Genomic DNA, 15274 nt, shown 5'->3' on the forward strand with positions numbered 1-15274 from the left:
CCCGGGCGGCCAGCCTCACCGCCCCTGTTCAGGCCACCGGTGTCGCGGCGCCGGTCGCCCCGGCGAGACGCTGGTGGGCGCGGATCAGCTCGGCGTAGCGCAGGCCGCTCGCCTTCACCGTCCGGCGCTGGGTGGCGTAGTCGACGTGCACCAGCCCGAAGCGCTTGTCGTAGCCGTACGCCCACTCGAAGTTGTCCAGCAGCGACCAGACGAAGTAGCCGGCCAGCGGCACACCCCGGGCCACCGCCGACGCGCACGCCGCCAGGTGCTGCTCCAGGTGGTCGGTGCGCTCCTTGTCCTCCACCGTGCCGTCCGCGGTGACCTCGTCCGGCCACGCCGAGCCGCTCTCGGTGACGATGATCCGGCCGGGCCGGTACTCCTCGTGCACGTCGACGAGCAGCCGCTCCAGCCCGGGCGGGTAGTTCTCCCAGCCCATCGCGGTCTCCACCGAGCCGGGCACCGGCACCTGCCGGGCGTACGGGGCCGGCCCGGTCGGGTCGTCGACCACAAGCTGACGGAAGTAGTAGTTCACCCCGAGGTAGTCGGTGGGCGTGGCGATCACCGCCAGGTCGTCGCCGCGTACCGGCGGCTCGACCCCGTAGGTGGCGATCATGTCGGCCGGGTAGCCGCGTCCGTGGATCGGGTCCAGCCACCACCTGTTGACGTGCCCGTCGGCCCGGCGGGCGGCCGCGACGTCCTCGGGTCGGTCGGTGGCCGCCTCGATCGGGCTGAGGTTGAGCACCAGACCCACCGAGGCCGGCCGGGCGGCGTTGGCCCGGATCGCCTGGGTGGCCAGCCCGTGCCCGAGCAGCACGTGGTGCGAGGTGTGCACCGCGCGGGTCAGGTCCCGCTCGCCGGGGGCCATCTTCCCCTCGAGGTGCCCGATCCAGGACACGCAGAGGGGTTCGTTGACGGTGCTCCAGTCGCCCACCCGGTCACCGAGCCGGGCGGCCACCACCGCCGCGTAGTCGGCGAACGCCTCGGCGGTGGAGCGCTCCGGCCAGCCGCCCCGATCCTGCAACGCCTGCGGCAGATCCCAGTGGTAGAGCGTGACGAACGGCCGGATCCCGTCGGCGAGCAGCTTGTCGACGAGCCGGTCGTAGAAGTCCAGCCCGGCGGCGTTGACCCGCCCGACGCCGTCGGGCATGACCCGGGGCCAGGCCACCGAGAAGCGGTACGCGTCCACGCCGAGCCGGCGCAGCAGCGCCAGGTCCTCCGGCCACCGGTGGTAGTGGTCGCAGGCCACCGCGCCGGTGTCGCCGTTGTCGACGTTGCCGGGGATCGCCGAGAAGGTGTCCCAGATGGACGGCGCCCGGCCGTCGACGTCGACGGCCCCCTCGATCTGGTACGCCGCCGTGGCGACACCCCAGAGGAAGTCGGGTGGCAGCTTGGACAGGTCGGGCACGGGACGGTTCTCCTCTGGGATTGACTGACTCACTTGACCGCGCCGGCGGTGAGGCCGGCGACGAAGTAGCGCTGCAGGGCCAGGAACCCGACGACGACCGGGATGCTGACCACCAGCGAGGCGGCCATGATCTGGTTCCAGTAGACGTTGAACTGGGTGGAGTAGCCCTGGAGGCCGACGGCCAGGGTGCGGCTGCCCTCGTCGGTCATCACCGAGGCGAAGAGCACCTCGCCCCAGGCGGTCATGAACGCGTACACGGTGACCGCCACGACGCCGGGCACGGCGGCCGGCAGGATGACCTGGAACAGGGTGCGCAGCGGCCCGGCCCCGTCGACCTGCGCCGCCTCGTCCAGCCCTCGGGGGATCGAGTCGAAGTAGCCGACCAGCATCCAGATCGAGAACGGCAGCGAGAAGGTCAGGTAGGTGATCACCAGGCCGGTACGGCTGGCGTACAGCTCGATGCCTGTGGCGTTGCCCAGGTTGACGTAGATGAGGAACAGCGGCAGCAGGAACAGGATGCCGGGGAACATCTGGGTGGACAGCACCGTCACCGTGAAGACGCCCCGGCCCCGGAACCGGTACCGGCTGACCGCGAACGCCGCGAAGATGGCCACCGCCACCGAGCAGACCGCCGCGATGCTCGACACCACGAGGCTGTTCACCAGGTACCGGGCCAGTGGCACGGTGCTCCACATGTCCACGAACGGTTGCAGCGTGGGCCGGCTCGGCCACCAGGTGAAGCCGTTCTGCACGTCCTGCAACGGCTTCGCCGCGGAGGTGACCATCACGTAGAGCGGGATGACGACGAAGAGGGTGAGCAGGGTCAGCACGATGCGCCGACCCCAGCGCTCACCGGCGGTCTCACGCATGGTCGTCCCTCCGACGGTTGGTGATCAGCAGGTAGGCGGCCGAGACGATCATCAGGAACAGCAGCAGCGCCACCGACATGGCCGAGCCGGAGCCGAAGTCCCAGGTCTTGAAGGAACTGCGGTAGATGTGGATGGAGATGAGGTCGGCCTGCTGGGGGGCGGAGCCGCCGAAGAGCACGAACGGGGTGTTGAAGTCGTTGAAGGTCCACAGGAACAGCACCAGCAGCAGCACCAGGTTCACCGGCCGCAGCATCGGCAGGGTGACCGAGCGCAGCCGACGCCAGAACCCGGCGCCGTCGATCGCGGCGGCCTCGTACAGCTCGCCGGGCACGTTCTGCAGACCGGCCATCAGGCAGAGGAACGCGAACGGCCAGTTGCGCCACACCGACACCACCAGCAGCGACCAGAAGCTGTTGTCACCGATGAGCCAGAACGGCCGCTCGTTGAGCAGCCCGAGCTGGTCGACCAGGACGTGGTTGACCAGGCCGGTGTCGCGTTGCAGCAGGAAGCTCCAGGTGATCACCGCGGCGTAGACCGGCAGGGCGTACGGGGTGAGGAAGAGCGCCCGCAGGATCGCCCGGCCCCGGAACGGCCGTTGCAGGACGACCGCCGCCGCGATGCCGAGCAGCCAGGCGAACCCGACCGAGAGCAGGCTGTAGGCCAGGGTGATCCAGAACGAGTGCAGCAGTTCCTTGCCGGCGGCGCTGTTGAGGTTGAGCGTCGCCCGGTAGTTCTCGAACCCGACGAAGGGCGCGGTGGACCAGTCGCGGATGTGGAACTGGGTCAGCTCCAGCAGGCTCATCCAGACCCCGACCACCATCGGGATCACGTGGATGGCGAGTTCCAGCACGATGGCCGGCGCGAGCAGCAGGTACGGCAGGAGTGAGCGGCGGGGGCCGCGGGGCCGGCGGTCCGGCCGCCGGGCCGGTGATCCGGCCCGGGGTTCGCGCCGGTCGGCGTCCGGCGCGGTGGTGCTGGTTGCCATCGGGGTCCTCTCGGAGGCGGTGGCCGTGGTCAGGCTCAGCACCTGACCACGGCCACCGGTGACGCCTGGGTCAGCGCATCTTCTGCTGCGCGTCGGTCAGCTTCGCCTTCACCGAGGCCTCGGTGACGGGCTTGCCGCTGGCCGCGTCCGCGAACAGCTCCTTCATCGCGGTGCCGACCAGGGTCTCGAAGGTGCTCTCCTCGGGCACCTGCGGAAGCGGGGCCGCGGTGGTGACCAGGGTCTCCTGGATGTTCTTCTGCTCCGTGGCGCTGAACGCCGGGTCGGAGCCCGCGGTCTTCACCGCCGGCAGCGAGCCGTACGTCTTGTTGAGGAGGGTCTGCTCCTCGTCGCTGGTCATGAACTTGACGAAGCTCAGCGCGCCGTCCTTGTTCTTGGTGTGCTTGAAGACCGCCATGTTGATGCCGGCGACCATGCTGTTGACCTTCTTGCCGCCGGCCGGCGGGTTGGCCAGGAACGGCACCGGGGCCACCCCGTACGCGTCGGCGGGCATGTTCTGCGTCTTGAGGTTCGAGCCGGCGGACTGCCACAGCAGCATGGCGGCCTTGCCGTTGGCGAAGTCGGAGACCGACTGGTTCTGCGCGTACTCCGCGTTGCTCGGGTTGGTGATCTTGTCGGCGGCCATGAAGTCGATGTACCGCTTGATCGCCGAGACGTTCTGCGGGGTGTCGAAGGTCGGCTTGCCGGCCGAGTCGAACCACTCGCCGCCGTACTGCTGGCTGAAGGTGAACGCGTGGTGGGCGTTCTCCGACGGGTTGGCGCCCTCGATCGCCAGGCCCCACTTGCCGCCGGTGCTCAGCTTCTTGCCGGCCTCGGCGAGCTGCTCCCAGGTGGTCGGCGGCGCGGTGATGCCGGCGTCGGCGAACGCCTTCTTGTTGTAGTACAGGCTGTACGCCATGCTGTAGAGCGGCACGGCGGCCGGCGGCTTGCCGGGGGCGCCGGCGGCGGCGAGCGCGGCGGGCACGATCCGGTCCTTGCCGCCGACGGCCTGCAGGGTGGCGTCGTCGAACTCGACGAGCGCGCCGGTGGCCTGCAACGACGCCGACCAGGTGTTGCCGATGTTGACCACGTCCGGGCCCTTGCCCGAGGTGGCGGCCGCGAGCAGGCGGTTGAGCAGGTCCGACCAGGGGACCACCTCGACGGTGACCTTGATCCCGGTCTGCTTCTCGAACTTGTCCAGCTCGGGCTGGAGGGTCGCCTTGTCGGCCTCCAGGCTGGCGCCCTGGTTGCTGGCCCAGTAGGTGAGCGTCTTGGGCGAGGCGGCGGAGTCGTCGCCGGAGCCGCCGCAGGCGGTCAGCGAGGCGGCGGCCAGTACGGCGGCGGTGAATATCCCGAGGTGTCGTCTCGACACGGGTCAGCCCTTCCGGTGCGTGGTGGGGGTCCGCCGACCTCCGTCGCCGATAGGGGTCGGGGCGACGGGCGGTCGGCTGCGGACAGGGGTTCGGGGGTGCGCCGTCGGGGTCCGTCGGCGTTTCCCGGGAGTTACATCACGGCTTAATTTATGTCGTCATTAAAGTGGCTGGTCGGTGGGTCGTCAAGCACGAGGCGGTTACAGTCGCCTCGAACGGCCGACGGGAACGAGGTGACGAGTGGAGCTGGCGCGTGCCACCAACCGCAGCGTGCGGCTGCGCAACCGGTCCGCCCTGCTGACCAAGCTCTTCCTCGACGGTCCGCTCACCCGGCAGGACCTGGTGCGCAGCACCGGGCTGAGTCAGCCGGCGGTCAGCAACGTGGTGGCCGACCTGATCGACGAGGGGCTGGTCGCCGAGGCCGGAGCCGCCGAGTCCGACGGCGGTCGACCCAGCATGCTGCTGCGGATCGCGCCCCGTTTCGCCTTCGTGGTCGGCGTGGACGTCGGCGAGACCCGGGTCCGGGTGGAGTTGTTCGACTTCGCGATGACCCTGCTGGCCAGCATCGAGTACCCGCTCGACCCGGCCCGGACCGAGCCCGACCTGGTGGCCGGGCACGTGCTTGCCGGCATCGACGCGGTGACCGGGCAGGCGCAGGTGGCCCCCGGCGACGTGCTCGGCGTCGGCATCGGCGTCTCCGGGGTGGTGGAGCAGGGCGTCGAGGCCGTCGTGCACGCCCAGGCCCTCGGCTGGGACCGGGTGCCGCTGGAGCGGCTGATCAACGCGGGCACCGACCTGCCCCTGCACATCGACAACGGCGCGAAGACCCTCGGCCAGGCCGAGATGTGGTTCGGCGCCGGCCGGGGCGCCCGGCACGCCGTCTTCGCGCTCGTCGGCTCCGGCGTGGGCGCGTCGGTGGTGACCGGCGGCGCCACCTACCGGGGCGCGTCCAGCAGCGCGGGGGAGTGGGGGCACACCACCCTGGTGTACGGCGGCCGGGCCTGCCGGTGCGGCGCGCGCGGCTGCCTGGAGGCGTACGTGGGCGCGGAGGCGATCATCGACCGCTACCGGGAGGCGCGCCGAGGTCGACAGGTGCCGGGCGAGGACGAGGAGTCCCAGCTCGCCGCGCTCGTCGCCGCCGCCGACACCTCGGTGACCGCCCGACGGGTGCTGGACGAGACCGCCGGCTACCTCGGCGCGGGCGTGGCGAACCTGATCAACCTGTTCAACCCGGAGCGGGTGGTGCTCGGCGGCTGGGCGGCGATGGCGCTCGGCGACCTGCTGCCGGCCGTCCGCGAGGCCGCCGGCCGGCAGGCGTTGCGCCAACCGTTCGAGCAGGCGTCGATCGAGCTGTGCCGCCTCGGCGTGGACGCGGTGGCGTTGGGTGCCGCCACGCTGCCGATCGCCCGCTTCCTCACCGAGGGCGGCATCCGCCGCTGAGCGGGGACGACGGCAGCGCCGACGGCGAATTACACAAAAAGAATCCTCGGGATAAATAACGAAGTTATAGATCGATGTCTTGACGCCGTCGCAATCTCGCCGCAACACTCCTACGAGAGCGCTCTCCGGCCCGCGGCGTCGCATCGGCGGCACCACCCACGGCACCACGGGGCGAGCCCGATCCCACCCTCGCGGCATCCGTAACCCCCTATCGACAGGCGATGTCATGACATCTCATGCAACATCCGTACGCCCGCGTCCCCGACGGGCCGTTCGACACCTGCTCGTCGGACTCACCGTGGCCCTCGTCGCGGCGCTCACGCCGGCCGGCCCCAGCACCCCCGCGCAGGCCGCGCCCACCCTGCTCTCGCAGGGCCGCCCGGCCACCGCCTCGTCCACCGAGAACGCCGGCACCCCCGCCAGCGCCGCCGTGGACGGCAACACCGGCACCCGCTGGGCCAGCGCGTTCAGCGACCCGCAGTGGCTCCAGGTCGACCTGGGTGCCCGGGCCACCATCAGCCAGGTGAACCTGCTCTGGGAGGGCGCCTACGGGCGGGCCTTCCAGCTCCAGACCTCCGACGACGGCGCCACCTGGACCACCATCTACTCGACCACCACCGGCACCGGCGGCACCCAGAACCTCACCGTCACCGGCGCCGGCCGCTACGTCCGGATGAACGGCACCGCCCGGGGGACCGCCTACGGCTACTCGCTCTGGGAGTTCCAGGTCTACGGCGAGACCGGCGGCAGCACGCCGACCTGCGGCAGCACCAACGTCGCGCAGGGCAGCCCCGCCACCGCGTCGTCCACCCAGGATGCCGGCCTCGCGGCGTCCGCCGCCGTCGACGGCAACACCGGCACCCGGTGGGCCAGCGCCGCCAGCGACCCGCAGTGGCTGCGCGTCGACCTGGGCAGCACCCGCACGATCTGCCGGGTGGTGCTCACCTGGGAGGCCGCGTACGCGAGGGCCTTCCAGCTCCAGACCTCGCCCGACGGTGCCACCTGGACCACGATCTACTCGACCACCACCGGCGCCGGCGGCACCCAGTCGCTGACCGTCAGCGGCAGCGGTCGCTACCTGCGGATGTACGGCACCTCACGAGCCACCACCTACGGCTACTCGCTGTGGGAGCTGGCGGTGAACACCACCGGAGGGACCAGTGAGCCGCCGGTCGACGGGACCGACCCGCGCAACCCGAACCTCGGGCCGAACACGTTCGTCTTCGACCCGAGCACCCCGACGTCGACCATCCAGAGCCGACTGAACACCCTCTTCACCCAGCAGGAGACCAACCAGTTCGGCCCGCAGCGCTACGCGGTGCTGTTCAAGCCCGGCACCTACACCGCCGACGTGAACCTCGGCTTCTTCACCCAGGTCGCCGGCCTCGGGATGAGCCCGGACGACGTCAACCTCAACGGCCACGTCCGCACCGAGGCGTTCTGGATGGGCGGCAACGCCACCCAGAACTTCTGGCGGTCCGCGGAGAACCTCTCGGTCACCCTGCCCGCGGGGCAGACCGTGGAACGGTGGGCGGTGTCCCAGGCCGCGCCGTACCGCCGGATGCACCTGCGCGGCGGGCAGAACCAGATCCAACTCTGGAACGGCGGCGACGGCTGGTCCAGCGGTGGACTGCTGGCCGACACCCGCATCGACGGGCTGGTCGTCTCCGGCTCGCAGCAGCAGTGGTACTCCCGCAACAGCGAGTTCGGCAACGGCTGGACCGGCTCGGTGTGGAACATGGTCTTCCAGGGTGTCAACGGCGCTCCCGCGCCGAGCTTCCCCAACCCGTCGCACACCGTCATCGCGCAGACCCCGCAGGTACGCGAGAAGCCGTTCCTCTACGTCGACGGCACCGGCGAGTACCGGGTGTTCGTGCCGGCGCTGCGCACCAACTCGACAGGCACGAGCTGGTACAACAAGACCCCGGCCGGCTCGTCCATCTCGCTGTCGCAGTTCTTCGTCGTCCAGCAGGGCACCAGCGCGGCCACCATCAACGCGGCCCTCGCCCAGGGCAAGCACCTGCTCTTCACCCCGGGCGTGCACCACGTCACCGAGCCGATCCAGGTCAACCGGGCCGACACGGTGGTCCTCGGCCTCGGTCTGGCCACCATCCAGGCCGACAACGGCAGCGTCGGGATGCGGGTGGCCGATGTGGACGGCGTCAAGGTCGCCGGCCTGATGTTCGAGGCCGGCACGACCAACTCGCCGGTGCTGATGGAGGTGGGGCCGTCCGGTTCGTCGGCGAGCCACGCCAGCAACCCGACCTCGCTGCACGACGTGTTCTTCCGGATCGGCGGACCACACGTCGGCAAGGCCACCAACACGCTCACCGTCAACAGCGACAACGTGATCGGTGACCACATGTGGCTGTGGCGGGCCGACCACGCCGCCAGCGGCGTACCGACCGGGTGGACGCTCAACACCGCCGACACCGGGCTCACCGTCAACGGCGACAACGTCACCATGTACGGCCTCTTCGTCGAGCACTACCAGAAGTACCAGACCGTCTGGAACGGCAACGGCGGCCGGACGTACTTCTACCAGAACGAACTGCCGTACGACGTGCCGAACCAGGCGGCCTGGATGAACGGGTCGACCCGGGGCTACGCCGCGTACAAGGTGGCCGACTCGGTGACCAGTCACCAGGCGTTCGGGCTGGGTAGCTACAGCTACTTCAACGTCAACCCCGCGGTGGTCGAGGAGCGGTCCTTCGAGGTGCCCACCAACCCGAACGTGCGCTTCACCAACATGGTCACCGTCTCCCTCGGTGGCGTCGGCACCATCAACCGGGTGATCAACAACGCCGGTGGCACCGCGAACGCGGCAAACCAGACGGTGTACCTGACCACCTACCCCTGACCGGTGCGCCCGCGCCGGCTCGGTCCTCCGTGACCGGGTCGGCCGGGTAGCACCCAGGGCCGTGGCCGGCCCGGTCCCGCCGAGACCGGGCCGGCTCCGGTCGTGCCGCTCAGGCGGCCAGCACCTCCGCCGCCGCCCGCTCACCGGCGCGCACAGCGCCCTCCAGGTAGCCAGTCCAGCGGGTGGCCGTTTCGGTGCCCGCCCAGTACACCCGCCCCACCGGTGCCCGCAGGTGCGGGCCGTACGTCCGCCACGTGCCCGGGGTCAGCGCACCGGAGAAGCAGCCCCGGGTCCACTCCTCGGCCGACCAGTCGTACTCGACGAGGTCCACCGGGTCCTCAGCGCGTGGCCCGACCACGCCGGCGAACGCCTCCAGCAGGCATCGCCGACGTCGCGCGGGGGACATGCCGCGAAGCGCGGCGGCATCGGTGGAGTAGCTGAACCCGGTCAGCACCCCGAGCGGCGAGGTGGGGGTGGAGTTGTCGACAGTCTCGGTGAGCGGACCGGCGCTGCTGGTGGCCACCCCGGAGCGCCCGCCGACACGCCAGAACGGCTCCGGGTAGATGGCGTGCACCTTCAGCGCCGAACCCATCGGCATGCGCTGGGTGAGCCCGTCACGCAGCGGGGGCAGCGGCGGGTCGTACCTGATCCGGCCAGCCAACGCCGGGGCCAGCGCCACCACCACGGCGTCGCCGTCGACGCGCCCGGTATTGGTCCACGCCGTCGCGCCGTCGACGGTCTGTTCGATGGCCCGCACCGGCGCGGCCAGCGTCAGCGCGCCCGGCGGCAGGGCGGTGGCCATCCGCTCGGCCAACGCCGGCGGCCCACCGACGATCCGGTCCTGTTGCGCGCCGCCGGCCATCCCCAGCAACGGCCCGCTCCCGCCGGCGCTGCGCAGGTAGAACAGCAGGTGCAACAGGGACAGCTCGTCCGGGCCGGTGGCCAGCAGCCCGCCGGCCAGCAGCCGCCCCAGGTAGTCGGCGGTGTCGTCGTCCCCGGCCATGGTGGCGAGCCACCCGCCGAGGGTCGTCCGGTCCCACCGTGCGGCCTCCGGCGTCGTCCAGGGTGCGGCCGGGTCCAGGCGTGCGGCGTACTCGTCGAGCAGGCCGAGTAGCTGGCCCACCTGTGCCGGCGGCTCGGCCCGGCGCTCACCGGACCAGAGCAGGGTGGGCGCGCCGACCGATGCCGAGGCGAAGGTGGCCAGCCCGTGCTCGGCGACCAACGCGTACATCCGGTCCTGGGTCGGGCCGATCCACTGCGCCCCCAGGTCGATTTGTGTGAGCTCGGGCAGCCACCGGGTCAGCACCCGACCGCCCACCCGGTCGCGTGCCTCCAGCACCCGCACCTGGGCGCCGGCGCGGGTGAGCGCCAGTGCGGCTGCGAGACCGGAGAAGCCGGCGCCGACCACGATCACCCGTAAGCCGTCGACCACACCGGGTTCTACCCACAACCGTCGCAGGCATGACTACCGGCTCCGGTTGCGGCAACGGCGGGCCGTACCCCTGTCCCTGGTCCTTTGCTCTGCACCCGCCGATGCGACACCCCTGCCTGCCTGCCTGCGCACCCGTCGCGTCCGCGGGTGCAGAGCAAAGGGCGCCAACACCGGGCAGGGCCGGGCCTTCCCGGGCCGGACGCCGAGAATTTTCCGGCGGTCTGTCGATCCGGGCGGTGGCCGATCGTGTGGAGGATGAGAGGTCGGCGACGGGCCGGCCCCCCGCGAGGAGGAACGATGACGTTGTACCTGCTCAGCCTTCACCAGCCGCAGGGTGAGTTGCCCCCGGAGCCGGAGTTCCTGGCCGGGGTGATGCGTCAACTCGGCGAGCTGCGCGCCGAGTTGGCATCCACCGGCTCGTGGGTCTTCGGCCAGGGGCTGCACGGCCCGGAGACCGCCACCGTGCTGCGCGCCCGCGACGGCGACGTCCTGGTCACCGACGGCCCGTTCGCCGAGGGCAAGGAGTACCTGGGCGGCATCACGATCATCGACGTGCCCGACCTGGACGCAGCGCTGGACGTCGGTCGCCGCTACGCGCTGGCCACCACGCTGCCGATCGAGGTGCGCCCCTTCCAGGGCGGGGCCGGAGACTGACAGTGCCGGATGTGGAGGCGGTGTTTCGCGCGGAGTACGGGCGCGCGGTCGCCGTTCTGGTTCGCCTCCTCGGCGACATCGACCTCGCCGAGGAGGCCGTGCAGGAGGCTTTCGCCGTCGCGCTGGCGCGCTGGCCGACGACCGGCCCGCCGCCCAGTCCGGCCGGTTGGATCATCACGACGGCCCGTAACCGGGCGATCGATCGGCTGCGCCGAGAGGCGGCCCGGGCCGAGCGGCACGATCAGGCGGCCCTGTTGTTCGCCGCCGACGGACCCGTCGAGGAGGGACCCGTGCGCGACGACCGACTCCGCCTGATCTTCACCTGTTGCCATCCGGCGCTCGCCCCGGCGACCCGGGTCGCGCTCACCCTGCGCCTGCTCGGTGGGTTGAGCACCACCGAGATCGCCCGGGCCTTCCTGGTGCCCGAGGCGACCATGGCGCAGCGGCTGGTTCGGGCCAAGTCGAAGATCCGCAACGCGCGGATCCCGTACCGCGTGCCGGGCGACGCCGACCTGCCCAACCGGCTGCACGCGGTGCTCGCGGTGCTCTACCTGATCTTCAACGAGGGGTACACGGCCAGCGCCGGCCGACAGCTCGTCCGCGCCGAACTGTGCGTCGAGGCGATCCGGCTGACCCGTCTGCTGGTCGAGCTGATGCCGGACGAGCCGGAGGCGCTCGGTCTGCTCGCGCTGATGCTGCTCACCGAGTCCCGCCGCGAGGCGCGGACCGACGCCGAGGGTGCGTTGGTGGCGCTGCCGAACCAGGACCGGGGCCGGTGGGACGGCGAGCTGATCACCGAGGGGCAGGCGCTGGTGCGCCGCTGCCTGCGCCGCGACCAGCCCGGGCCGTACCAGATCCAGGCCGCGATCGCCGCCGTGCACAGCGCCGCGCCGCGCAGCGCCGACACCGACTGGGCACAGATCCTCCAGCTGTACGACCAGCTGATGGTGGTCGCCCCCAGCCCGGTGGTGGCGCTGAACCGGGCCGTCGCGCTCGCCGAGGTGGCCGGCCCGGCGATGGGGCTGGCCGAGGTGGACCGGCTCGACCTGGACGGCTACCACGTGCACCACGTGGTCCGCGCCGACCTGCTCGCCCGGCTCGGTCGGGACGCGCAGGCCGTCGAGGCGTACCGGACAGCCGTCGCCCTGACGGACAACGCGGCCGAACGGGCCTTCCTCACCGCCCGCGCGGCGGCCCTGGCGGCCCGCTGAGCGGGCGTTTGCCGCCGGGCCGGGCCGGGAAACCGAGGCGCCGGCCGCAGCAGTGGAGGGGAGGCGCCATGGCGTACCGTTCGGCGACCGCCGGCACCGTGCCCGACCTGTCCACCCTCACGCTCGGCGTCGAGGAGGAGTTCCTGCTGCTCGACCCGGACAGCGGGCGCAACCTGCCGGTGGCCGACCAGGTGCTGGCCGCGCTGCGCGGCCCCGCCCGGGACCAGAGCCGCCAGGAGTTCCGGCACAGCATGGTGGAAATGGTCACCCCGGTCTGCGCCGACCTCGGCGAGCTGCGCGCGCACCTGGTGGCGCTGCGCCACTCCGCCGCCGAGGCCGCCACGGCGGCCGGGGCCCAGCTCGTGGCGATCGGCGCCACCCCGGTGGCCGAACCGCACCGGACGGTGCCCGACGAGCCGCGCTACCACGCGATGTCGCGCCGGTACGGCCCGGTCGCGCACGACCCGGCGGTGTGCGGCTGCCACGTCCACGTCGGGCTGCCCGACCGGGAACTGGCCGTGCAGGTCTGCAACCACCTACGGGTGTGGCTGCCGGTGGTGCAGGCGATCACCACCAACTCGCCACTGCAGGACGGGCACGACACCGGCCACGCCAGCTGGCGGTCGATGCAGCTCGAACGGTGGCCCAGCATCGGTCCGACGCCGTACTTCGACTCCGCCGCCGACTACGACCGGACCGTCGACGAGCTGATCGCCGCCGGCATCATGCTCGACCCGGCGATGGTCTACTGGTACGCCCGACCGTCGTCGGCCTACCCGACGGTGGAGATCCGGGTGGGCGACGTCTGCCCGGACGTGGACGACGCCGTGCTGGTCGCCGCGCTGGTCCGGTCGCTCGTCGCCACCCTCGCCGACGACGTACGCGCCGGGGTGACCGCCCCGCCCATCCGCGACTGCCTGGTCGCCGCCGCGCACTGGCGGGCCGCCCACGACGGCCTCGACGGCGAGCTGATCGACCTGCGTGCCGGCGGCACCCGGCCGGCCTGGGCACTCGTCGACGAGCTGATGGCGGTGATCGCTCCGGCCCTGCTGCGCCACGGCGACCTGGGGTACGTGTTGGCGCAACTGGCCCGGTTGCGCCGCGACGGCACCGGCGCGACCCGGCAGCGCCGGGTGCTGGCGCGCACCGGTGACCTGCGCGCCGTCCTCGACGACCTGGCCGCCCGCACGACCGCCGGGTGATCGGCGGCGCTCAGCGGATGTCGTGCGTCTGTAGCCACAGCTCCAGCAGGCCGAGCTGCCACAGCTTGTTGCTGCCGGCCGCCGCCTCGGCCCGGTCCGGCTCGGCGAGCAGGCGCGCCACGTACTCCGGGCGGAACAACCCTCGCTCCCGCGCGACCGGCGCCTGCAACGCCTCGGCGACCATCTCGCGCACCGGGCCAGCCACGGTGCGCAGCGCCGGCACCGGGAAGTAGCCCTTGGGACGGTCGATCACCTCGGCGGGCAGCACCTCCCGGGCGACCTCCTTGAGCACGCCCTTGCCGCCCTGGGCGACCTTGTGCTGCGGTGGGCAGTGCGCCGCCAGGGCGACCAGATCCTGGTCGAGGAACGGCGTGCGCACCTCCAGGCCCCACGCCATGCTCATGCTGTCCACCCGCTTGACCGGGTCGTCGGGAAGCATCAGGTGGGTGTCCAGGCGCAGCACCGCGTCCAGCGCGGTCTGCGCCCCGGGCGCGGCCAGGTGCTCGGTGAGCAGCTCCCGGCTCGCGTCGTGCTCCAGCGCGTACGCCGGGCCGACGATGGCGCGCAGCTCGTCGTGGTCGCGGTCGAAGAACGCGGCGGCGAACGTCTCGGCGGCGCTGTGCCGGGGCGCCTCGCTGAGCGGCTGGTGGTAGCCGTAGCCGGCGAACACCTCGTCGGCGCCCTGCCCGGACTGCGCCACCTTGACATGCCGCGCCACCTGCTCGGAGAGCAGGTGGAAGGCGACCACGTCGTGGCTGCCCATCGGCTCGGTCATCGCCAGCACGGCACGTCGGACCGCGGGCATCAGATCGTCGTCGGCCAGCCGGATCCGGTGGTGGTCGGTGTCGTACGCGCGGGCCACCAGGTCCGAGTAGTGGAACTCGTCGCCGGACTCGCCGTCCCTACTGTCGAAGCCGATGCTGAACGTACGCAGGTGCTGCTGGCCGGCCTCGGCGAGCAGCGCCACGATCAGGCTGGAGTCCAGTCCACCGGAGAGCAGCACGCCGACCGGTACGTCGGCGACCAACCGTCGGCGTACCGCGGTGCGCAGCGCGTCCCCGACGGCGGCCCGCCAGTCCGCGGCGTCCATTCCCGCGTCGGCGGGTTCCCGCACGTAGTCGGGTCGCCAGTACACCTCCTCGCGGCTGCGCCCGTCCGCCTCGATCACCCGCAGGGTGGCCGGCGGCAGCTTGCGCACACCGCGCAGCACGGTCCGCGGCGCGGGCACGATGGAGTGCCAGGAGAGGTAGTGGTGCAGCGCCACCGGGTCGATGCCCGTGTCCACGTCGCCGGCCCGCAACAGCGCGGGTAGGGTGGAGGCGAACCGCAGCCGCCCGGGCGCCTCGGCGAGATAGAGCGGTTTGATGCCGAGCCGGTCGCGGGCCAGGATCAGCCGCCGCCGCACCCGGTCGACAAGCCCGATCGCGAACATGCCGACCAGGTGGTCGACGAAGCGTTCACCCCAGTGCGCGTACGCGACCAGGATGACCTCGGTGTCGCTTGTGGAGTGGAAGGCGTACCCGGCGTTCTGCAGCTCCTCGCGCAGCTCCGGGTAGTTGTAGACGCAGCCGTTGAAGACCAGCGCCAGGCCCAGGTCGTCGCGGACCATCGGCTGCCCGCCCGCGTCGGACAGGTCGATGATGGTCAGCCGGCGGTGCCCGAGGGTCACCCAGCCGTCGGCGAACAGGCCCTCGTCGTCGGGGCCGCGTGAGCGCATCGCCTCGGTCATCCGGGTGACCGCCGCCGCGTCGGGTGACCGGCCGTCGAAGCGGGCCTCCCCGCTGATCCCGCACATCAGCCGGGGCGGTGGTTCGGGTGTGGCACCAGCGACACAGTGTCCTCCTGTCAC

Annotated in this window: 11 protein-coding genes; 5 read left to right on the forward strand and 6 right to left on the reverse strand. The window is 71.9% G+C overall.

The annotated features are described in order from the left end of the window. Positions 1–28: 28 nt before the first annotated feature. The 4 genes from AB0F61_RS18040 to AB0F61_RS18055 form a co-directional block, all read right to left on the reverse strand. Positions 29–1405: a GH1 family beta-glucosidase gene (locus AB0F61_RS18040; protein ID WP_357810693.1), complete on the reverse strand. Its 1377-nt coding sequence runs from the start codon at positions 1403–1405 to the stop codon at positions 29–31. Between the two features lie 29 nt (positions 1406–1434). Continuing rightward, on the reverse strand, positions 1435–2274 hold the full coding sequence (locus AB0F61_RS18045) for a carbohydrate ABC transporter permease (protein WP_357810695.1): 840 nt from the start codon (positions 2272–2274) through the stop codon (positions 1435–1437). Continuing rightward, positions 2267–3259 carry a sugar ABC transporter permease gene (locus tag AB0F61_RS18050; RefSeq protein WP_357810698.1) on the reverse strand — a complete coding sequence of 331 codons (993 nt, stop codon included), beginning with the start codon at positions 3257–3259 and terminating at the stop codon, positions 2267–2269. Before AB0F61_RS18050 ends, AB0F61_RS18045 begins: the two co-directional genes overlap by 8 nt. Before the next feature lie 70 nt (positions 3260–3329). After that, positions 3330–4628 (reverse strand): sugar ABC transporter substrate-binding protein, encoded by a 1299-nt coding sequence (locus AB0F61_RS18055; protein WP_357810701.1) that lies wholly within the window; start codon positions 4626–4628, stop codon positions 3330–3332. Between the two features lie 238 nt (positions 4629–4866). On the opposite strand from AB0F61_RS18055, the gene AB0F61_RS18060 reads away from it, so the two are divergent. Next, positions 4867–6066: an ROK family transcriptional regulator gene (locus tag AB0F61_RS18060; protein WP_357810703.1), complete on the forward strand. Its 1200-nt coding sequence runs from the start codon at positions 4867–4869 to the stop codon at positions 6064–6066. A gap of 226 nt (positions 6067–6292) precedes the next feature. After that, complete coding sequence (locus AB0F61_RS18065; protein WP_357810706.1) at positions 6293–8926, forward strand: discoidin domain-containing protein; 2634 nt, start codon at positions 6293–6295, stop codon at positions 8924–8926. Positions 8927–9035: 109 nt separating this feature from the next. Here the strand turns inward: AB0F61_RS18065 and AB0F61_RS18070 are convergent, their stop codons facing one another. After that, positions 9036–10358, reverse strand: coding sequence for an FAD-dependent oxidoreductase (locus tag AB0F61_RS18070; protein ID WP_357810709.1), 1323 nt, complete (start codon positions 10356–10358; stop codon positions 9036–9038). A gap of 297 nt (positions 10359–10655) precedes the next feature. Here AB0F61_RS18070 and AB0F61_RS18075 point away from each other — a divergent pair, with 297 nt between their 5' ends. The 3 genes from AB0F61_RS18075 to AB0F61_RS18085 all read left to right on the forward strand — a co-directional run bounded on the left by AB0F61_RS18075 (position 10656) and on the right by AB0F61_RS18085 (position 13425). Beyond that, positions 10656–11012, forward strand: coding sequence for a YciI family protein (locus AB0F61_RS18075; RefSeq protein WP_357810712.1), 357 nt, complete (start codon positions 10656–10658; stop codon positions 11010–11012). A 2-nt stretch (positions 11013–11014) separates the two neighbouring features. Beyond that, on the forward strand, positions 11015–12223 hold the full coding sequence (locus AB0F61_RS18080; RefSeq protein ID WP_357810715.1) for an RNA polymerase sigma factor: 1209 nt from the start codon (positions 11015–11017) through the stop codon (positions 12221–12223). A 68-nt stretch (positions 12224–12291) separates the two neighbouring features. After that, the gene (locus AB0F61_RS18085) at positions 12292–13425 is read left to right on the forward strand and encodes a glutamate--cysteine ligase (RefSeq protein ID WP_357810718.1); all 1134 of its coding nucleotides are present in this window, start codon (positions 12292–12294) and stop codon (positions 13423–13425) included. A gap of 10 nt (positions 13426–13435) precedes the next feature. Here the strand turns inward: AB0F61_RS18085 and AB0F61_RS18090 are convergent, their stop codons facing one another. Further along, positions 13436–15220: an N-acetylglutaminylglutamine amidotransferase gene (locus AB0F61_RS18090; RefSeq protein ID WP_357810721.1), complete on the reverse strand. Its 1785-nt coding sequence runs from the start codon at positions 15218–15220 to the stop codon at positions 13436–13438. Positions 15221–15274: the final 54 nt, after the last annotated feature.

It is taken from the genome of Micromonospora sp. NPDC023888 (genome assembly GCF_040639415.1).
In the GTDB taxonomy this organism is placed as follows: Bacteria; Actinomycetota; Actinomycetes; order Mycobacteriales; family Micromonosporaceae; genus Micromonospora.

Excerpts from the sequence above, each read along its gene's own strand:
- AB0F61_RS18045 (WP_357810695.1), bottom strand. The coding sequence starts at position 2,274 with ATGCGTGAGACCGCCGGTGAGCGCTGGGGTCGGCGCATCGTGCTGACC.
- AB0F61_RS18050 (WP_357810698.1), bottom strand. The coding sequence starts at position 3,259 with ATGGCAACCAGCACCACCGCGCCGGACGCCGACCGGCGCGAACCCCGG.
- AB0F61_RS18065 (WP_357810706.1), top strand. The coding sequence starts at position 6,293 with ATGACATCTCATGCAACATCCGTACGCCCGCGTCCCCGACGGGCCGTT.
- AB0F61_RS18075 (WP_357810712.1), top strand. The coding sequence starts at position 10,656 with ATGACGTTGTACCTGCTCAGCCTTCACCAGCCGCAGGGTGAGTTGCCC.
- AB0F61_RS18085 (WP_357810718.1), top strand. The coding sequence starts at position 12,292 with ATGGCGTACCGTTCGGCGACCGCCGGCACCGTGCCCGACCTGTCCACC.
- AB0F61_RS18090 (WP_357810721.1), bottom strand. The coding sequence starts at position 15,220 with ATGTGCGGGATCAGCGGGGAGGCCCGCTTCGACGGCCGGTCACCCGAC.